We start from the raw sequence: 20604 nt of genomic DNA on the forward strand, positions 1-20604 counted from the left end.
CAGGTTAAGACGATCCTCGGCGGTTGTTCAGGGCCGTTGGTCACTCATCGCCGAACGCCGCGAGAATTGAGACCGCGGAAGTCTGTCCGAGTGACTGAACCGCGAGGCGCGTCGATGTACCCGATGTGCGTGTCCACGGGTGCGGAGAGGTTCGCCCGGCGGTCGAGTGGGCTCGGTGTAGAACACGGTTTTGGTGACATCGACGAGCACCAGATAGCCGACGGTCAGCCCCGCCAGCGCAGCGAAGAACTGCCACGGAAGCGGCGTGAATCCCAGGTGGCCGGCGACGGGGGACAGCGTGAGGAGCACGCCCGCGGCGATCGCCGTGCTGGTGGTCGCGACCAGCGCCGCTGCCGGTCGGCTTCGGAAGAACGGCACCATCCTGGTGCGGATCGCGAAGATGATCAGAGTCTGCGTGGCCAGCGATTCCACGAACCATCCGGTGCGGAACTCGACGGGCCCTGCGTGGAGTACGCCCAGCAGCAGTCCGAACGTCAGGAAATCGAACAGTGAACTGACGGGACCGAACGTGAGCATGAAGCGACGGATGAACGCGATGTTCCAGTGCGATGGTGCACGCAGTTGTGCGTCGTCCACCCGGTCGGCGGGGATGGCCAGCTGCGAGGCGTCGTAGAGCAGGTTGTTCAGCAGGATCTGGCTGGGCAGCATGGGCAGGAACGGCAACACAGCCGAGGCCGCAGCCGCGCTGAACATGTTGCCGAAATTGCTCGAGGTGCCCATCAGCACGTATTTGACGGTGTTGGCGAAGATTCGGCGTCCCTCGGCGACCCCGGCGGCGAGGACCCCGAGGTCCTTCTCGAGAAGCACCACGTCGGCGGCATCCTTGGCGACATCGGTCGCGGAATCCACCGATATACCGACGTCCGCAGAATGCAGAGCCAGCGCGTCGTTGACTCCGTCACCCAGGAAGCCGACGGAGCGTCCGGTGGCTCGCAGAGACGAGACGATGCGGGCCTTCTGCGTCGGTGTGATACGCGCGAAGATCGTGTGCTCGCGCACTGCCTTGGTCAATTCTGCATCACTGAGCTGTGCGAGATCGGCCCCCACCAATGTCCCCTTCGACGTCAACGACAGCTCTGCGCAGACCTTTTCGGCAACTCGTGGGTTGTCACCGGTCGCGACCTTGACCTCGATGCCGAGGCCGGCGAGTCGGTTCAGCGATTCGCGGGCCGCCGCCTTCGGGATGTCGGCGAAGACGACGAAACCATCCAGTCTGAGCCCGGTGCCGTCCTCGGCTCTGATTCCGTTGGCCCCCGCGGCGTCCTTCGAGGCGACGGCGACGACGCGTCTGCCGTCCTCGAACAACGCGGCCAACGTGTGACGGGCTTGCGCCCCGACACCATCGCAGCGCTCCAGCACCTGTTCCGGCGCGCCCTTGACCACCAGCAGTCGGCCGCGCGTCGACTCGGTGAGAGCCGTTGCGGCGCGGCTGGTGTGGTCGAACGGAAGATATGCCAGTCGGCAGACATCGGTGAGCGGCTGCCGTCCGGACCACAGCGCCGCGTCGAGATCGTTGGCACTGACCCCGCCGGTCGACGGGTCGAGATCGGTGACCATCAGTGCGAGGTCGACCACCGCGTCGGAATGCTCACCCGAGGGCTCGACCGCATCGACGAATTCCACCCGCCCCTCGGTCAGGGTTCCGGTCTTGTCCGTGACGAGAATGTCGATGTCGCCGAGGTCTTCGATGCAGATGAGACGTTTGACCAGCACCTTGGCCGCCGCCAGGCGCCGCGATCCGGTGGCCAGGCTGGTGCTGACAATGGCGGGCAGCAACTGTGGGGTGATTCCGACGGCGATGGCCAGCCCGAAAAGCGCCGAGTCGATCACGGGACGGCCCAGCAGCAGGTTGGTCACGACGATGACGACGGTCAGTGTCAGCGCCACGCGCAGCAGCAGGTAGGAGAACCGGCGCAGACCGATCTGGAAGGCCGTCTCCGGCTGCCGCTCACCCAATCCCACTGCTATGCGACCGAACTCGGCCTCGGCGCCGGTCGCGAACACCACGGCGGTGGCCTCACCGGCGCTGACCACCGTCCCCATGAACGCGACGTTGGCCGGACTCTGCTCACCCGAACAGATCGCTTCGCCCGTCTTCTCGACCGGGGTGGACTCGCCGGTCAGGATGCTCTCGTTGCACTCGAGGCCGTTGACCTCCAGGAGTCGGACATCGGCAGGCACCAGTTCGCCGAGCGCGAGGCGAATCACGTCACCGGGCACCAGGTCTGCGACGTCGACACGCACGTCGTGGCCGTCTCTGATCACCACGGCGGCGTGACGCATCGCGGAATGTAGCGCTGCGGAGGCTCTTTCCGCGCGGTACTCGTTGACGAAGCCGAGCCCGACGCTGAGCGCGAGGATGACACCGATGATGGTGGCCTGTGCGTCGTCGCCGAGAAAATAGGACAGCAGAGCTGTCGCGGCCAGCAGGCCGAGCACCGCGTTGGCGAATTGACGGCGCAGGACGGCGAGCGCGCTGACGTGATGGGTGCGGACCACGTTGGGTCCGAATCGGGCACGTCGCGTCGCGGCTTCGGAGCCCGTCAACCCGTCCCACGAGGTGTGCAGCGTTGCGAGCGCCTCGGTGGCCGGCACGCCGGCGATGGTGTCCCGACTCCTCGCCGGCGCCGCCGGCACGGCCGTCATCGTGCGGCGTCGAGCAGTACGCGGCGCTCAGCGGCGGCGACGACGCGCCGCGTTGTCTCCACCGAGTCCGGGTTCACCGACACCGACGTGATGCCGTACCGGACGAGATGCTCGGCGAACGCGGGATTGGTGGAGGGGGCCTGCCCGCACAGCGAGGACGTGATGCCGAACTTGTTGGCGATGCCGATGATTCGTCGGATGGCGTGCAGCACGGCGGGATCGGCCTCGTCGAACAGTTCGGCGCACTCCTCGGAGTCCCGGTCGACTCCCAGCACCAGCTGCGTCAGATCGTTGCTGCCGATGGAGATACCGTCGATGCCCATGCCGATGTACTCGGGCAGCCAGTGCACGACAGAGGGCACCTCGGCCATCACCCAGCGGTGCAGGCCGCGCTGCCGACCCAGCGGGCTCGCATCCACCAACCCCAGGCACTCCTCGAGTTCCCAGCGGGTCCGGACGAACGGGATCATCAACGCCACGTTCGGCGACTGCTCCCGCACCCTCGCCAACGCCTCGAGTTCGAGGGCGAACAGGTCGGGCTCCTTGACATAGCGATAGCAGCCGCGGTAGCCGATCATCGGATTGTGTTCCACGGGCTCGTAGGTGGATCCGCCGGTGAGATTGCGGAATTCGTTGGTGCGGAAGTCCGTCGCGCGGTACACGACCGGACGCGGCGCGAATGCCTGTGCGATTCGCCCGACCGACGACACCATGTGCGCGACGAGGCTCTGCTGCTCGCCGCGGGCGATCAGATCGCGCGGGTGCCGGCCGCCCAGGGCGTCGGTCAACATGAATTCCGCGCGCAACAGGCCGACCCCGTCCACGGTCGTGGCCGCCACCTTCTCCGCGGACTCGGGCATCGCGAGGTTGACGTAGATGCGGGTGGCCGTCACCTCCGGCGCCGCGGCCTCCACACTCGGACGCGGGCGGGCGACGACACTGGCGGCGCGTCCGGAGAGCACCTCGCCGCGGGCGCCGTCGACGGTCACGGACTCGCCGTCGTGCAGGACGGTGGTCGCGGTGCGGGCGCCCACGATGCACGGAACACCCAGCTCTCGGGCCACGATGGCGGCGTGGCAGGTCATCCCCCCGGAATCGGTGACCAGTGCCACCGCCCGCCGGATCGCAGGCAGCCAGTCCGGATTCGTCATCGGCGCGACGAGGATCTCGCCTGGCCGGAGTTGATCGCCGTGCTCCGGTGAGGTGAGCACGCGTACCGGTCCCGACGCGACACCGGGGGCGGCACCGAGGCCCCGCACGAGCACGGAACCGTGCGCCTCGACCGGCCGCGTCGCGAGCCCGAGCGTTGTGATGGGCCGAGCCTGGACGAGATACGTGGCCGCACCGCTGATCGCCCATTCCGTGTCTTGAGGGCAGCCGCTGTGGTCTTCCATGGCGATCGCCATGCGGGCGATCGCGCGGATCTCGTCGTCAGTGAGGACGCGGCTGTCGGCCTGCGCATCGTCGAGGTCGACAGGCATGTCCTTGCCGTCGGGGCCGCGGACGATCTGGAACTTCTGGTGGCCCAGCCGAACATCGAGCGGTGTGAGCGTGTCCTTGGAGACGACGTAGGTGTCCGGCTCCACCTCGCCGGACACCACGACTTCGCCGAGCCCGTACGCAGCCTCGATCACCACCCGGTCGCGCGCGCCGGTGCTGGGATCAGCGGTGAACGCCACCCCGGCCTTCTCCGAGTCGACCATCTGCTGCACGACGACCGCCATGGCGGGATCGTCGGTGAAGCCGCGGCTGGCCCGGTAGGAGATCACCCGAGGGCTGAACAGTGATGCCCAGCAACGGATCACGGCGTCGAGTAACTCCGTGTCGCCGGTGACGTTGGTGATCGTGGCGTTCATGCCCGCGAACGAGGCGTCGGCGCCGTCCTCGCCGGTCGCGGAGGAGCGGACGGCGACCCGGGCGTGGGGCCCGAGCCCGTGGTAGGCGGCCAGCACCCCATCACGCAGAGCGCTGTCGACGCCGGCCTTGTGGACCAGCGCCTGCATCCGCTCGCACAGGTCCTCCAGGCGCGCGCCATCGGCGACGGCCGAGAGCGCCTCACGGTGCAGTGCGGCGAGCTCGGCGTCGACGCCGCCTGTGCGCATCGAGTCGCGGTAGCAGCTGCGCAGCAGCACGAAACCCGGCGGGACAGGCAGCGTCGCCGCCATCAGCTCACCGAGGTTGGCTCCCTTGCCGCCCGCTTCCTCGGCGTCGCGGATCGACAGCGTGCGAATGTCTCGGATGTGGGCATCGGGGATCACCTCGTCCATGGCATGAGCCTGCGCCTCCGCCACGGGATCGCCCTAGCGCCTGAGGGCAGTTGGCGCCTCGACCAAAGTCCCTCATGGGCAGGGCCGTTGGACATCACTTCCCTGCGGAAGGACTTCGGCCTCTTTCCCTCGGCCGACGCTGGTTGTTGGCATGAGCAGCGCGACGAAGGGGAGCAACTGGCGATGACGATCTTCATCGACCCGAGGGATCACGACGCGGTGCTGATCGAACTCGACGGCTTGCTCTGCGCCCCGGCCCACAGCCATCCGTACCGCCGGGTCAGTCAATTCGTGGGTGAGCTGCGCGCAGCCGGGGTGCGCGCCGCGTTGTACTGCTCGGCAGGTGGTGGTGCGGAGAAGCTCGGGTCGACCGGGCTGAATTCTTTCTTCGCGGCGGTGTGCGACGGTCCGGCGCTGGCTGCAGCACGGGATCTCGGGCTGTCCCCGAACCGATGTGTCGTCGTCGACCCGACACCGCAGGGCATCACCGCCGCCCGCGAGGCCGGATTCGGGCTCGTGATCGCCTTGGACAGGTCAGAGGATGCCGACCACCGGGTGAGCACCGACGCCGATGCGGTGGTGCCGGATGTCACGGTCATCAACATCCGCGGCGGCTTCGACTCGGTCGCCACGATGCCCGACGCCCTCACGTCCTTCGACCAGATCGCTTCTCTGGTGGCGTTGCGGCGCCCCGTCGTGCTCCTCGACTTCGACGGCACGGTGTCCGAGATCGTCCCCGATCCGGACGAGGCCGTCCTGCTGCCGCGCGCAGCCCAGGCCGTCGCGGCGTTGGCCTCGCGCTGCCCGGTCGCGTTCCTCAGCGGCCGCCGTCTCGACGATCTGCGCCGGCGCGTCGACCTGACGGGGGTGTGGCTCGGTGGCAACCACGGCGTCGAACTGGCCTCCGCGGACGGTATCCCCTACACCAATCCCTGCGCGACAGCGGCGCTGCGCTCGCTGACCTCCGTCGTCCCCGACCTCACCGCACGTCTCGGTGGCGTGCAGGGCGTGTCCATCGAGAACAAGGGTTTCGCGCTCGCGGTGCACTACCGCCACGTCCCGGACGGATCCGTCAATGCCGTGATCGCCGCGGTCCGCGACATCGGGCGCTCGCAGGGTCTGCGGATTTCGCAGGGCCGCAAAGTGATCGAACTCCGTCTCGATGTCGACTGGGACAAGGGGCGAGCAGTCGATTGGCTGCTCACCCAGATCGACGGAGCGGACCTGACGTTGCCCATCTACATCGGCGACGACAGCACCGACGAAGACGCCTTCGATGCGCTGCGACACAACGGGATCGGCATCGCCGTTCGGCAGGGCGTCGATGACGCACGGCGATCTTCTGCGCGGTTCTGTCTCGCCGATCCAGACGCGGTGTGCACCTTCTTGTCTCGCCTGGGCGAGCGACTCGCTGCCGACGACGAAGCCACCGCCGGTGACTCCTGGAGCCTGGTGTTCGACGGCTACCGCCCGGCCGAGGAACGGCTTCGAGAAGCGTTGTGTACGACGGGCAACGGGTACCTGGGCCTGCGTGGCGCGGCGCCCGAGGCCGACGCCGGACAGTTCCATTACCCCGGGCACTACGTCGCCGGCGTGTACAACCGCCTCGCCGACACGGTGGCCGGCACACCTGTGACCAATGAGAGTCTGGTCAACCTGCCGAACTGGCTCCCTGTCACCTATCGCATCGACGGGGGAGCCTGGCTCGACGTCGACCGCTGCCCGCCGATGTCCTACCGTGTGACGTTCGATCTGCGCAGGGCCACCGTGGTGCGGGAATTCACTGTCTGCGACGACATGGGGCGCACGACGGAGGTCACGCAACGCCGCTTCGTCTCGATGGAACAACCGCACGTGGCGGCCATGCACACGGTCATCCGAGCCGTGGACTGGTCGGGTCTGCTGGACATCCGATCCACCGTGGACGGGGGCGTCGCCAACACCGGCGTCGAGCGCTACCGCGAACTGTCGTCGCGCCACGTCGCCGTCACCGACATGCGGGAACTCTCCGACGACACGGTGATGCTGGCTGCGGAGACCACTCAATCGAAGATTCGGATCGCGATCTCCGTGCGCGATGTCGCGCGATGCGCCGGGCGGCTCACCGGTGCGCGCGACGTCCGGCGCATGCCGATCGTGGGCGGCGACCGCGTCGGCCATCACTTCTCTGTCGAGGTGTCGGCGGGCGACGAGACGATCGTGGAGAAGACCGCGTGTGTGTTCACCAGCCGCGACCACGGGATCTCCGAACCTGTGGAGGCGGCCGTCCGAGAGATCCAGCGTGCAGGCAGCTTTGCCGACCTGCACCACAGGCACCAGCTGGCCTGGGCCCAGTTATGGGAGTACTTCAGCATCGACGTCAGTGGTGACGTCGACATGCTGCGGATCGCGCGTCTGCACAAGCTCCACCTGCTGCAGACGTTGTCCGACCACACTGCCGACCTCGACGTCGGTGTGCCGGCGCGCGGCCTGCACGGCGAGGCGTACCGCGGTCACGTCTTCTGGGACGAGCTGTTCGTCTTTCCCGTCACGAACCTGCGCATGCCCGAGGTCACCCGCGCACTGTTGATGTATCGCTACCGGCGACTGCCTGAGGCGCGACTGGCCGCGCGCGAACGCGGATACCGGGGCGCCATGTTCCCGTGGCAATCGGGCAGCAGTGGCTGCGAGGAGAGCCCGCATGTGCACCTCAACCCCCGGTCGGGTCGGTGGAACCCGGATGCCAGCAATCGCGCGCACCATGTCGGCATCGCGGTCGCCTACAACATCTGGCAGTACTACCAGGTGACCGGTGACTCCGGCTTCCTGATCGACTACGGCGCGGAGATGCTCGCCGAGATCGCGCGGTTCTGGGTGAGTCTGGCCAGGTTCGACAGCACCCGCAACCGCTATGTCATCACCGGCGTGATCGGCCCCGACGAGTTCCACTCCGGTTATCCCGGGGCTGATTACGACGGGATCGACAACAACGCGTACACCAACGTGATGGTCGTCTGGGTGATCCTGCGGGCGCTGGAAACGCTGGACCGGGTACCGCTGTCCTTCCGGTTGACGTTGCTGGAGACGTTGGACATCGGAGATGACGACATCGTGCGATGGGAAGACGTCAGCCGCAGGATGTTCGTTCCGTTCCACGACCGTGTCATCAGCCAGTTCGAGGGATACGAGACGTTGCGCGAACTCGATTGGGACGCCTACCGGATCCGCTATGGGAACCTTCAGCGGCTGGATCGGATACTCGAGGCCGAGAACGACAACGTCAACAACTACCGGGCGGCCAAGCAGGCGGACACCGTGATGTTGTTCTACCTGTTGTCGGCCGACGAACTGTACGAGTTGTTCGAGCGACTCGGCTACGCCTTCACTCCGGACCAGATTCCGGCGACCATCGATTACTACCGGGCGCGGACCTCGCACGGTTCGACGCTGAGCGCCGTCGTGCACTCCTGGGTGACGGCTCGCGGTGACCGCGCCGAGGCGATGACGTACTTCCGACAGGTGCTGGATTCTGATGTGGTCGACATCCAGGGCGGCACCACCGCCGAAGGGATCCATCTCGCTGCGATGGCGGGCAGTATCGATCTGCTGCAACGGTGCTTTACTGGTCTGGAACTGCGCAGGGACCGCATCGTGGTGGGACCGCTGTGGCCGGAATCGCTCGGCCGCCTGACTTTTCCGTTCCGATACCGCGGGCATCGCCTCCGGCTGAGTGTCCGCGGACGCAGCGCGACTCTCGGCGCCGAACCGGGCGACGTGCCGCCTGTGGTGGTCGAGTGCCGCGGGGCTGAGCAGACCCTCGTCGCGGGCGGCACCGTCCATTTCAGCCACTGACGCTCGTGTCCAACGGACGGATGAAGTGAGGACTTTGGCCCGCAGATCATGCGGGACGACGGTGCCTACATTCGGTGGATGACCGTTACCCGCGAGGCCCACAGGGACCAACCGCATCGCGTGTTCCGGGACCGGCGGGAAGCCGGCCGGGTTCTCGCCGGGCTGCTCGGCGCGTACCGCGGCCGCGAGGGCGTCGTCGTGCTCGGGCTGGCCCGCGGGGGCATCCCCGTCGCGTGGGAAGTGGCTGCTGCCCTGGGGGTTCCGCTCGACGCGTTCATCGTGCGCAAGCTCGGCGCTCCGGGCCACGACGAATTCGCCATGGGCGCGCTGGCGAGCGGCGGCCGCGTCGTCCTCAACGACGATGTGGTCCGCGCACTGGGCGTCACCCCGCAGCAACTGCGCGACATCGCCGAACGAGAGGGCCGCGAACTGCTCCGGCGCGAGGCGACCTACCGGCGCGGGCGCCCCCCACTGGAGTTGGCGGGCAAGACGGTCATCCTCGTCGACGACGGGCTGGCCACCGGATCGAGCATGCTGGCTGCCGTGTCCGCGCTGCGCGAGATGGACCCGGGCGAGCTCGTCATCGCGGTGCCGGCCGCACCCGAGTCCACGTGCCGCGAGTTCGCCGGACTCGTCGATGACGTCGTCTGCGCCACCATGCCGACACCGTTTCACGCTGTCGGAGAATCGTTCTGGGATTTCAGCCAGGTCAGCGACGACGAGGTTCGCGACCTTCTCGCGACGCCGACCACCGGATTCGCGACCGCGCGTATCCGGTTGGCCGAGACGCCGGCCGAGGTCATCGCGCGCACCGCCGTCGACGCTCCCGCCGGTGTGCCGCCGCACGAAGCGCTCGACGAAGTGATCGGCGACGCCCGCATCGTGCTGATCGGAGAGAGCACGCACGGCACGCGGGAGTTCTACGAGGCGCGGGCCGAGATCACCAAGTGGCTCATCGAGGAGAAGGGCTTCTGCGCCGTCGCCGCTGAAGCAGACTGGCCGGATGCCTACCGGGTGAATCGCTACGTGCGGGGCGAGGGTACAGACGGATCGGCTGACGAGGCGCTGAGCGGCTTCGAACGCTTCCCGGGCTGGATGTGGCGCAACACTGCCGTGCGCGATTTCGTCGGGTGGCTCAGGGCCCACAACGCTGCGCAGCGAGGCGGCGGGCACCGGGCAACCGGCTTCTACGGCCTCGATCTGTACAGCCTGCACCGATCGATGCGCGAGGTCGTGACATATCTGGAGAATGTCGATCCGGCAGCGGCGCAACGGGCGCGCCATCGGTATGCATGCTTCGACCACGCCTCGGCCGACGACGGCCAGGCGTACGGATTCGCCGCCGCGTTCGGTGCCGGCCTGTCATGCGAACGTCAGGCTGTCGAACAGCTGGTGGAGATGCAGCGCAGCATGCTGGACTACGTTCGCCGCGACGGGATGTCGGCCGAGGATGAGCACTTCTACGCCCAACAGAACGCGCAGACGGTCCGAGACGCCGAGGTCTACTATCGCGCGATGTTCGGCGGACGGGTGTCCTCGTGGAATCTGCGGGATCGCCACATGGCCCACACCCTGGAGGCATTGCTGGCCCATCTGGACCGTCACGGCGATCAGGCGCCAGCCCGGATCGTGGTGTGGGCACACAACTCTCACGTCGGTGATGCGCGCGCAACCGAGGTCGGAGCGGATGGTCAGCTCACCCTCGGACAGCTGGCGCGGCAGACGTGGGGCGAGCGGGTGCGGTTGATCGGTTTCACCACGCACTCCGGCTCGGTCACCGCCGCCAGCGAGTGGGGCGGTCCGGCGGAGCGCAAGGTCGTTCGCCCGGCGTTGAACGGCAGCGTCGAAGAGTTGTTCCACGAAGTCGGTACGCCCGAGTTCCTGATATCGCCGCTCATCAGCCGGGCGGCCGCCGAACCGCTGGACGCCGTCAGGCTCGGACGGGCGATCGGTGTCATCTATGTGCCGGCCACCGAACGGCAGAGCCACTACTACCACGTGCGACCCCGCGATCAGTTCGACGCCATCATCCACATCGATCGGACCACGGCGCTCGAGCCGCTCGAGGTGACCAGCATGTGGGTTGCCGGGGAAACGCCCGAGACCTATCCGTCCGGCCTGTGAGCGAGCCGCGCGTCGTCACGTTGACGATGAACTCGGCGCTGGACGTCACCGTCGATGCCGACACCGTCCGTCCCACCGACAAGATCCGTTGTCGCACACCGCGCTACGACGCAGGTGGCGGCGGGGTCAACGTGGCGCGATTCGCGCATGTCCTCGGTGCCGACGTCACGGCGATCTTCACCGCAGGTGGTTTCACCGGCGCCCGCATCGTCGACATCGTCGCTGCCACCGGGGTGTCGGCCACGCCGGTCCCGATCCTCGGTGCGACGCGCGAGAGTTTCACCGTCAACGAGCGCGCGACGGGCGAGCAGTACCGGTTCGTGCTGCCCGGGCCGTTCCTGACACCTGACGAGCAGATCCAGTGCCTCGACGCGGTACGGCGTGCTGCGCGAGGGGCCCACTACGTGGTGGCCTCCGGGAGTCTCCCGCCGGGCGTGCCGCCCGACTTCTATCAACGCGTGGCCGACATCTGCGCCGCACAGGACGCCGCCCTGATCCTCGACACCTCAGGGGGCGGACTCGCCCATGTCACCTCCGGCGTCCACGTGCTCAAGCCGAGCCTGCGCGAACTCCGCGAATGCGTGGGCCGCACCCTGGACACCGCAGCAGACCAGCGGGCTGCTGCGCGCGAACTCGTCGATCGAGGTGTCGCAGACGCCGTCGTGGTGTCGCTCGGGGCCGATGGTGCTCTGCTGGTCACGGCTACCGCGAGCGAGACGTTCCCGGCGGTCGAGGTGCTCGGTGTCAGCGGCGTCGGCGCGGGTGACGCGTTGGTGGCCGGCATCGTGGTCGGTCTGTCGAAGAGGTGGGAGCTGCCGGAGGCGGTGCGGCTGGGGATCGCCGCTGCCGCAGCGAAACTGCAGACACCGGGCACGTCGGAGTTCAGCGCTGACGAGGTCGAGAAGATCTACGCCGAGGTCGCCTGAGCCCGAAGCCGCCGGTGACGAGCACCGTCACCTCAGGCACGCCAGACCCGCGATCGCGCACGCCTCGTCCTGTGCCGCACTCGCGCCGCTGACTCCGATGCCGCCCACGATGATCCCGTCGACGGTGACCGGCACCCCGCCACCGAAGATCACGAACCGTCCGCCGGCATTGGCATGCAGTCCGAACAATTCGCCGCCGGGCGCTGCCAATCGAGCCAGTTCGGATGTGGCGATCCGGTTCGCGACCGCGGTGAAGGCCTTGTCCACGGCGAGCGTCGGCCCGGCGATCTCCGCGCCGTCCATCCGCCCGAAAGCGATCAGGTGCCCGCCGGCATCCACCACCGCGGCCGAGACGAGAACGTCCTGCCGGTCGGCTTCGGCGTGGGCGGCGGCAACCATGCGCAGCGCGGTCCCCAGGTCGATGGTCATGGGGTGAACTTACTGTGCGGCTGGTCGACCAGATGTGCCGGTGACCTGGCGGCCGTGTCCTGCGGGTTTCCCTCCGCGTGCAGTGGGTACCGTGGGGCCGATGACGTCGCAGTTCGAGGGCGGTGACCGGTGAGCACGAGACGTGAACTCGTCGCAGCGCGCGACGACGCCACGCAGCTGGTGCGTGTGATCGTCGGCATCGGTTCCGACCTGGATCTCGGAGTCACGTTGCGCCGGATCGTGAGCGCGGCCGTCGAGCTCAGCGAAGCGCGCTACGGGGTGTTCGCGATCCGTCAAAGTGACAGCAGGACGCCGACGTTCGTCTGCGCGGGCATCGACGAGAGCGCTCACCAGGATGTGCTCCGGCGGCTCACCCTGATCTCGGTCGGCGACGGACTCCGGCTCGACGACCTCTCGCGGCAGAACCGCTACCTGGATCTGCGCATCGCCACCGAGCCGCCCAGTGCCCTGCTGGCCGTGCCGATCATGATTCGTGACAATCAATTCGGCACGCTCTACCTGCTCCACGATGAACCAGGAAGAACCTTCTCCGACTTGCAGGATGCCGCGGTGCGGGCGATGGCCACCGCAGCCGCGTCGGCGATCGACAACGCCAGGCTCTTCGAGCGAGAACGGGAAGCGGCGAAGTGGACAAAAGCCAGCCGTGAGATCACCACGGCGCTGCTCTCCGGTGACCCGCAGACCGGACCGTTGCAGTTGATCGTCGACCTGGCACTGGAACTGGCCGATGCCGAGCAGGCCATCCTGCTGGTCCCCAGCGAATCCGACCTCCCCGCCGATCACGTCGCGACCCTCGTCGTGGCCGCGACCGCGGGCCGGTACGCGGCCGAGGTGATCGGCCGTCAGGTCCCGATGGACGGCTCCACCACGGGCGGCGTGGCGCGCCGCGGACTGCCGTTGATCACCGACTCGTTCCAGTACCCGATCGAGGGGTTCACCGACGTGGGGGAGCGGTCGGCGATCGTGATGCCGCTGATGGCCGACGACACGATGCTCGGCGTCATAGCCGTCGCCCGCCGCCCGCTGCAGCCGCCCTTCGGTAACGACTATCTCGAACTGGTCAGCGATTTCGCTCGCCACGCCGCCCTCGCGCTCGCCCTGGCGGCGAGCCGCGAGAATGCGCTCAATCGCCAACTCGCACAAGCGGAAACAGTGGATGACGCGCTCAGGGCAGCAGTCGACGAGCTGCGTCGACTGTGGCGGGCCCAGCAGGTGTTGGCGGTGACCTTCGCCGAGGGCGGGTCCGGAGGCGAGCCCCGGGTCGTCAGCTGCACCGAACCGATGCGATGGTCGCAACTGCCCTCCGAGGTGCAGGACCAGATTCACGACATCCGCGGCGGTGACCTCCTCGCCCCGGTGATACCGCAGCCGGGCGTGGCGGCGGTGGCGATCCAGCATCCCGACGGTGTTCTGGTGGTGCGGATCGAGCTGGCCGAAACCCGCGCTTTCACGCTCGAGGACCAGACTCTGCTGACCGTGCTGGCCGGCCGGTTGAGCCAGGGGCTGCACCGGGTGCACCAGGTGGATCAGCAACGGGAAACCGCGCTGGCGCTCCAGCATGCGATTCTCGGCCCGGCCCGGCTGCCGCAAGGTTTCGCGGTCCGCTACGAGGCGGCGAGCAGGCCCCTGCAGGTGGGAGGAGACTGGTTCGACGTCGTCGACCTCGACGACGGCCGTATCGCCCTGATCGTGGGCGACTGCGTGGGCCACGGTCTGACCGCCGCCACCATCATGGGGCAGGTGCGGAGTGCCTGTCGGGCACTGCTTTTCGACAATCCCAGCCCCGCGGCCACGCTGTCGCGCCTGGACCGTTTCGCGGCACGCCTTCCCGGTGCGCAATGCACCACCGCGGTGTGCGTCATCCTCGACAGCGCCACCGGGGAGCTGGTCTACTCCAGCGCCGGGCATCCGCCGCCGGCACTGATGCTGGCCGACGGTTCCGTCGAGGTGCTCGACGGGGGACACACCATCGCGTTGGGGGTTCGCACCGGCCATCCGCGGCCGGAAGCCTGGGCCGTCGTGCCCGCCGGGGCGACGCTGGTGCTCTACACCGATGGCCTCGTCGAGCGGCGGGGGACGACATTGGACGACGGTCTCCTCCGGGCCCTCGAGGTTCTCCGCGAGCATCGCGGCGCGGCGCTCGACGAGGTCGTCGACACCGTTATGGCCGGGCTGGCGCCCGCCGGCGGCTATCACGACGACGTCGTCTTGCTCCTGTACCGGCCCACCGCTCCGCTGGAGCGAACGTTTCCGGCCCACGCCGAACAGTTGGCACCCGCCCGCGCCGCGTTGCGCGACTGGTTGCACCACGCCGGAGTCGGACCCCACCAGGTCGTCGACATCCTGGTCGCCACCGGCGAGGCGGTCGCGAACGCCATCGAGCACGGGCACCGCGACGACCCGGGCGGAGCCGTGGCACTGCGGGCGAGCGCTACCGCCGATCGGGTCCGGGTGACCATCACCGATTCCGGCGCCTGGAAGGTACCGGATGACGTGCCCGATTCGACGCGTGGCCGTGGGGTCACGCTGATGCGCCTGCTGATGGACGACATCACCGTCGACCACGATGAGGCAGGAACCACCGTCACTCTGTCCGCGAGGATTCTTTGATGCCGACACAGTTTTCCTTCGACGTCGTGGCGGGCGCCGCGGACCTTCGATTGGTCGCGGCGGGCGAGATCGACCTCAGCAACATCGGCGCCTTCAGACAGGCACTGGCCGATGTCACCGCGGAGGCGACGCGATCGGGTGCGCCGTTGATCGTCGACCTCGCCGGCGTGGGATATCTGGACAGCGCGGCGATCAACGTGCTGTACACCGCTGCCGACGACATCGCCGCGATCGTCGCCCCGCCCCTGCTGATGACGACATTGCGCGTCAGTGGTCTCGCGGAGATCATCACCGTCGACATGGCGTCAGCCGAGCCCGCCAGTCCGGCGTCCTGACTGCGCGCCTTGCCTGGACGTACCGGCATTGGCACTCTCGGTGGGTGCCCCCTCGTGTCCTGACCGCCGTCGCTCGCCGGTCGCTGCCGGTGGCGGCCGCCGTGCTCGGCCTGGTCGCGACGCTCGCCGTCCCGCCCGGGCCGGACGCCGGGTCCGCGCTGTCCCCGGCCTACGCCGCGCCGGTCCACGGGTATCCGGGCCCACCGCCGGGCGAGCTGGGCCAGGTCTCGGCGCTGATGACATCCGCGATCGTGCGTCGCCAGCTGCCCGGCGCGGTGGTGATGGTCGGCCATCGCGGCCAGGTCGCGCTGTTGCATGCCTATGGGGTGCGCAAGCCGGCGGGCGAACCGGGTGTCGACGGTGTCGTCACGCCCGCCGAGCCGATGACCGTCGACACCGTGTTCGACATCGCGTCACTGACCAAGGTCCTCGCCACGGCGACCGCGGTCATGCAGCTCTACGAGCAGGGGCGGGTGCGCCTCGACGATCCCGTGCAGCGGTATCTGCCGGCGTTCAATCCGACGAACGATCCCCGCCGAACGGACGTCACCGTACGGACCCTGCTCACCCACACCTCGGGCCTGCCGGGCGATGTGAACCTCGACGACCCGTGGGGGCTCACCCACGAGAACCGGCCCGAAGGTCTGCGGCGCGCGCTCACCGCGCCGCTGGAGGCGCCGCCCGGTGCGGCATTCCGCTACTCCGACATCAACTTCGAGCTCCTCGGCGCGCTCGTCGAGGCGGTGACCGGTGAGCCGGAGAACGTTTATGTGCGACGAAACGTGTTCGCCCCGTTGGGGATGACCGACACCCGATACCTGCCCACGGCCGGACCCGTGGCACGCAACAGCGCACTACTGCGCCGCATCGCACCGACGCGGCTCGACACCGAGGGCAGGCCGTCGACCAATCCGCACTTCGGTTCGGTGATGCGCGGCGTCGTCGACGACCCGACATCGCGTCGCATGGGTGGGGTGGCCGGCCATGCCGGCGTGTTCTCCACAGCGGCCGACGTCGGACTCTTCGCCCAGGCGCTGCTGGACCGACTAGCCGGGCGTCCCAGCGCTTTTCCCCTTCGACAGGCGACACTGCAGACGATGACGGCGCCGAACAGGCCGAGCGCGCCGGGACCCTTCCGTGCCGTGCGTGGGCTCGGCTGGGACATCGACACCGGATACTCCGGCTCGCGCGGCACTCTCTTTCCCGTCGGCAGTTTCGGGCACACCGGGTTCACCGGCACCTCGCTGTGGATCGACCCCGGGTCGGACACCTACGTCGTGGTCCTGTCCAACGCCGTGCACACCCCCGGCAGCCCGCCGATCTCCCGGCTGGCCGGTGCCGTGGCCACCGCCGCGGCCCGCGCGCTGGGCGTCGCGCACCCGCGATGACGGCGACCGCAGAACGTGACTTCCGGCCCTAAACGGGAGCCGCGCGGGCACGTAGCAAGGACGTATGAGCCGAAGCGTCGCGCCGTCCCCGACCATCGATGTCACCGTCAGCGGGGATCTACCCGGCGCCGCCGACTACGCCCGCAGAAAAGTCGGTGAGCTGGGCCGGATGTCACATCGTCCGGTCCTCTCCGCCCGGGTACGGCTGAGCAGGCACCACGATCCCGCAGTCGAAGCGCCGGTGATCGCGCAAGCCAACCTGGACGTCGACGGCAGGCTGGTCCGCGCCCAGGTGCACGCGGGCACCGCGCGGGAGGCGGTGGATCTCCTCGAGGCCAGACTGCGTCGTCAGCTCGAGCATTTCGCCGTCCGACGGGGTGATCGCGGTGCCGGCGTGCCCCCGTGGCGCAGAGAACCACGGGCCCAGCTGCCCGTCAACCTCACACCGGCCACCACAGAGGGGCGGCTGATCCGCCGCAAGACCTACGCGATGACGCCCTGCACAGTCGACGACGCGGTCGCCGAGATGGAATTGCTGGACTACGACTTCCACTTGTTCACCGAGGTCGGCTCGCACACGGTCGGACTGCTGTATCGCACCGCCGGCGGCGGCTACCGGCTCGCGCTGGTGTCTCCGTCGGTGGCCGGCCACGTGGCGCCGTTCGAACACGCCGTGACCGTGAGTCCTCACCCTCTCGCGTGCCTGCGGGAGCAGGATGCCCCGGAACGGTTGCGTCTCTTGAGTCTTCCGTTCCTGTTCTTCATCGACGCCGAAGCCGGGCGAGCCTGCGTGCTCTATCACCGGTACGACGGTCAGTACGGATTGATCACTCCCGCGGCGTAGCGGATTTCGCAGGTCCCCTCGCTGTAGGTCTTTAGACCCTCTACATCACCGGTTGCCAGACGACATGCTGATGAGCGGAACCATTGCGACGAGCCGATGAGGACGGACACCAATGACCTCGGACGCACCGAGCCCCACCATCCTCCGGTGGGCACTGGCGCAGGCTGTCGAGGCGCCGTCGGTCCACAACTCGCAACCGTGGTTGTGGCGGGTCGGTGAGCGCAGCGTCGACCTCTACGCCAATCCCGACCTGGCGCTTCCCCACACCGATCCCGATGCGCGCGACCTGATCCTCAGCTGCGGTGCGGCACTGAACCACGTGCAGATCGCCCTGGCGGCAGTGGGGTGGCAGGCAAAGATCCGCCGATTTCCCGACGCGGAGAAGCCCGATCACCTCGCGACCGCAGAACTGCGCCGATACCGGCCCGTGGAGGCAGACATCGTCCTCGCCTCCGCCATTCCGCGGCGGCGCACAGACCGGCGCAACTACAGCAGCAGACCGGTACCCGGCGCTGCGATCGCGCTGATGGGGGCACGTGCGGCCCGAGCGGGTGTCATGCTTCGGCAGTTCGACGAGCTGACCACGCTCAAGCGGCGGGTGATCGACGCCGAAGAGCGACACCACGACGATCCCGGCTACGCGGCCGAATTGACCACCTGGAGTGGTCGATACGGGTCCACCGCCGGTGTCCCGGCCCGCAGCACACCACACGCGGACCCGCGGGCCGCGATCCCCGCTCGGATCTTCGCCGGCGCAGCACTCGAGCAACCGGCCGACGCCGAACCCAGTGCGGACAATGCCGCGGTCCTCGCGTTGGGCACCGTCGCCGATGACCGCATGTCACAGTTGCGTGCCGGAGAGGCGACCAGCCTGGTCCTGCTGACGGCGACCGCCGCGGGTCTGGCGAGCTGCCCGATCACCGGGCCGCTGGAGATACCGGACATCAGGGCCGCCGTGGCACAGGATGTCTTCGGCTCCAGCGGTCACGCGCAGATGTTGTTGCGCATCGGGTGGGCGCCGGCCCACGCCGAGGCGCTACCCAGAACACCGCGCCGGCCGCTGAACCAGGTCGTCACCTGGCTCAGTCACGAGCGAGCCGGATAGTCGCGGAGTCGTCATGTCTTTACTAGCAACCACATTCGGGGTCTGGACGAGACGTCTGTCGGGCCGCCACCCGCTGGTGCGGTTCAGCGACCGCGTCGAAGCGATGGGGCTGGTGGTCGTCATCGCCGTGTCGGTCTTCGCTCTTCTGCCCGCGGCGTCACTCAAAGACTCTGTCGAGCAACAGTTTTCGCAGTCGTTTGCGGTGCAGCGCGCCGAGCGCACGCCCGTCGAGGCGATCGTCACGGGCGACAGCCAGGTGACGGCGCAGCTCTACGACACCTCCTATCTCTCACCGATCCGGTGGCAGGTCGACGGCGTCACGCACACCGATGAGATGCGGACACCGAAGATGACCGCGGGCGATCACATCACGATCTGGGTCGACCCCGCGGGAGACCGGCGGGCAGCACCCCTGACTGACAGAGACGCAGCTGTGCAGGCAGTGATCGCAGCGGTGGCGGTGTGGGTCACGATCACCGGTGCCGCGGTCGGCGCGTGGGCGGGCATGCGGATGCGACTCGATCGAGGCCGCCACGCCGACTGGGACCGTGACCTGCGCCGCCTGACCGACAACGGTGGCCGCACCAACAACACCGCCTGACCGCCGCCCGAGTGAGATAGGTCCCCGGCGCAGAGGACATCGTTCCCTTCCACAGGTCACGGCCACACCTGACAGTAGGAGGGTGGAGCATCTGACGAACCTCGACGCCGGCTTCCTGGAGGCCGAAGACTCCGACCGGCACGTCAGCCTCGCCGTCGGGAGCCTGTCCATCCTCGAAGGTCCCATGCCCGCGGTCGACGCGATCGTCAGCGGTCTCGCCGACCGGATCTCCGACATCCCCCGGTTCCGGCAGGTGCTGCAGACCCATCTCCTCGACCTGGGCCCGCCACAGTGGGCGGACGATCCGCACTTCGATCTGTCCCACCACATCCGTCGCGCCGCCCTGCCGGCCCCTGGTGACGGCGACGCCCTCAACGCGTTGGTCGGCGACGTGATGGGGCGCCGGCTCGACAGGGACCGGCCCCTGTGGGAGTGCTGGATCATCGAAGGTCTGCAGGACAGCAGATGGGCGATGCTCGTCAAGATCCACCACTGCATGGCCGACGGCATCGCCACGATGCACCTGTTCTCGCGGCTCGTCGACAACGAGTCACCGGGATACGACACCGTGATCCGTGCCGCCAAGCAATCGGCGAAAGTGCCATCACAGCACAAAGATTGGGGGTTGAACCCGGTGGGCTGGGTGCGGGGCGTGGGGCGGGCAGCGATCACCGCGACGCGGATCTCGGCGTTGGCGGTCGGCGGGGCGCTCCAGGTGACCACCGCCATTCTGCGGCCCGCGCAGACCTCCTCACTCAACGGCCCGGTGTCGTCGATGCGACGCTTCGCCGCGGCGGCGGTGTCGCTCGACGATGTCGCACGCATCTGTGACGCACACGGCGTGACGCTCAACGACGTCGCACTCGCCGCGATCACGAGCAGCTACCGCGCCGCGTTGGAGCGCCGCGGCGAAACACCCGCGCGGACGTCGCTGCGCACCCTGGTGCCCGTCTCGATGCGCTCGAACGGGGCCGCGGACCGTACCGACAACCGCGTGTCCTTGATGCTGCCCGCGCTGCCCGCCGACGCGGCGGATCCGGTGGAGCAATTACAGACGGTGCACCGGCGGTTGTCCGCGGCCAAGAGCAGCGGGCAGCGGGAAGCGGGCGGCATCTTCGTCGCGCTGTCGAACCTGATGCCGTTCCCCGTCACCGCGTGGGCGGTGCGGGCGCTCACCCGCCTGCCGCAACGCGGCATCGTCACCCTGGCGACCAACGTGCCGGGACCGCGCGAACGCCTGACGATCATGGGGCGGACCATCGTCCGAGTGCTGCCCATCCCTCCGATCGCGATGCGGCTGCGCACCGGGGTGGCGATCCTCACCTACGCCGACGAGATGGTGTTCGGGATTCTCGGGGACTTCGACGCCGCGGCCGATGTCGACCAACTCGCCGCCGGGATCGAAACGGCGGTCGCGACGCTCGCCGCCACCGTCGGCTGAGGGCGGCGTTTCACG

Annotated in this window: 13 protein-coding genes; 10 read left to right on the forward strand and 3 right to left on the reverse strand. The window is 68.4% G+C overall.

Annotated features, from left to right (window positions below; all coding sequences use genetic code 11):
* Positions 1 to 27: 27 nt before the first annotated feature.
* Positions 28 to 2667 (reverse strand): magnesium-translocating P-type ATPase, encoded by a 2640-nt coding sequence (gene mgtA, locus ACZ50N_RS07825; RefSeq protein WP_464475083.1) that lies wholly within the window; start codon positions 2665 to 2667, stop codon positions 28 to 30.
* Positions 2664 to 4934, reverse strand: a complete 2271-nt coding sequence (gene ppsA, locus ACZ50N_RS07830) for a phosphoenolpyruvate synthase (protein ID WP_464475084.1) — start codon at positions 4932 to 4934, stop codon at positions 2664 to 2666. The genes mgtA and ppsA overlap by 4 nt, the downstream gene beginning before the upstream one ends.
* A 183-nt stretch (positions 4935 to 5117) precedes the next feature.
* On the opposite strand from ppsA, the gene otsB reads away from it, so the two are divergent.
* The 3 genes from otsB to ACZ50N_RS07845 all read left to right on the forward strand — a co-directional run bounded on the left by otsB (position 5118) and on the right by ACZ50N_RS07845 (position 11815).
* Entirely contained in the window at positions 5118 to 8765 is a 3648-nt protein-coding gene (otsB, locus tag ACZ50N_RS07835) for a trehalose-phosphatase (RefSeq protein WP_464475607.1), read from the forward strand.
* A 78-nt stretch (positions 8766 to 8843) separates the two neighbouring features.
* On the forward strand, positions 8844 to 10889 hold the full coding sequence (locus tag ACZ50N_RS07840) for an erythromycin esterase family protein (protein WP_464475085.1): 2046 nt from the start codon (positions 8844 to 8846) through the stop codon (positions 10887 to 10889).
* Positions 10886 to 11815 (forward strand): 1-phosphofructokinase family hexose kinase, encoded by a 930-nt coding sequence (locus tag ACZ50N_RS07845; RefSeq protein WP_464475086.1) that lies wholly within the window; start codon positions 10886 to 10888, stop codon positions 11813 to 11815. Before ACZ50N_RS07840 ends, ACZ50N_RS07845 begins: the two co-directional genes overlap by 4 nt.
* A gap of 27 nt (positions 11816 to 11842) precedes the next feature.
* Here ACZ50N_RS07845 and ACZ50N_RS07850 read toward each other — a convergent pair whose 3' ends face one another.
* On the reverse strand, positions 11843 to 12244 hold the full coding sequence (locus ACZ50N_RS07850) for a GlcG/HbpS family heme-binding protein (protein WP_464475087.1): 402 nt from the start codon (positions 12242 to 12244) through the stop codon (positions 11843 to 11845).
* A 129-nt stretch (positions 12245 to 12373) separates the two neighbouring features.
* On the opposite strand from ACZ50N_RS07850, the gene ACZ50N_RS07855 reads away from it, so the two are divergent.
* From ACZ50N_RS07855 to ACZ50N_RS07885, 7 genes are all read left to right on the forward strand, one after another.
* Positions 12374 to 14875, forward strand: coding sequence for a SpoIIE family protein phosphatase (locus ACZ50N_RS07855; protein ID WP_464475088.1), 2502 nt, complete (start codon positions 12374 to 12376; stop codon positions 14873 to 14875).
* Positions 14875 to 15210: an STAS domain-containing protein gene (locus tag ACZ50N_RS07860; protein ID WP_464475089.1), complete on the forward strand. Its 336-nt coding sequence runs from the start codon at positions 14875 to 14877 to the stop codon at positions 15208 to 15210. The genes ACZ50N_RS07855 and ACZ50N_RS07860 overlap by 1 nt, the downstream gene beginning before the upstream one ends.
* 44 nt (positions 15211 to 15254) lie before the next feature.
* A complete protein-coding gene (locus ACZ50N_RS07865; RefSeq protein ID WP_464475090.1) occupies positions 15255 to 16598 on the forward strand; it encodes a serine hydrolase domain-containing protein in 1344 nt (447 codons plus the stop codon).
* A gap of 64 nt (positions 16599 to 16662) precedes the next feature.
* The gene (locus tag ACZ50N_RS07870) at positions 16663 to 17442 is read left to right on the forward strand and encodes a ribosome hibernation promotion factor (RefSeq protein WP_464475091.1); all 780 of its coding nucleotides are present in this window, start codon (positions 16663 to 16665) and stop codon (positions 17440 to 17442) included.
* A gap of 112 nt (positions 17443 to 17554) precedes the next feature.
* Positions 17555 to 18547, forward strand: coding sequence for an Acg family FMN-binding oxidoreductase (locus ACZ50N_RS07875; RefSeq protein WP_464468610.1), 993 nt, complete (start codon positions 17555 to 17557; stop codon positions 18545 to 18547).
* Between the two features lie 13 nt (positions 18548 to 18560).
* The gene (locus ACZ50N_RS07880) at positions 18561 to 19148 is read left to right on the forward strand and encodes an Rv1733c family protein (protein ID WP_464475092.1); all 588 of its coding nucleotides are present in this window, start codon (positions 18561 to 18563) and stop codon (positions 19146 to 19148) included.
* An 82-nt stretch (positions 19149 to 19230) separates the two neighbouring features.
* The gene (locus tag ACZ50N_RS07885; protein WP_048425150.1) at positions 19231 to 20589 is read left to right on the forward strand and encodes a WS/DGAT/MGAT family O-acyltransferase; all 1359 of its coding nucleotides are present in this window, start codon (positions 19231 to 19233) and stop codon (positions 20587 to 20589) included.
* Positions 20590 to 20604 lie beyond the last annotated feature (15 nt).

The organism is Mycolicibacterium obuense (genome assembly GCF_055397605.1).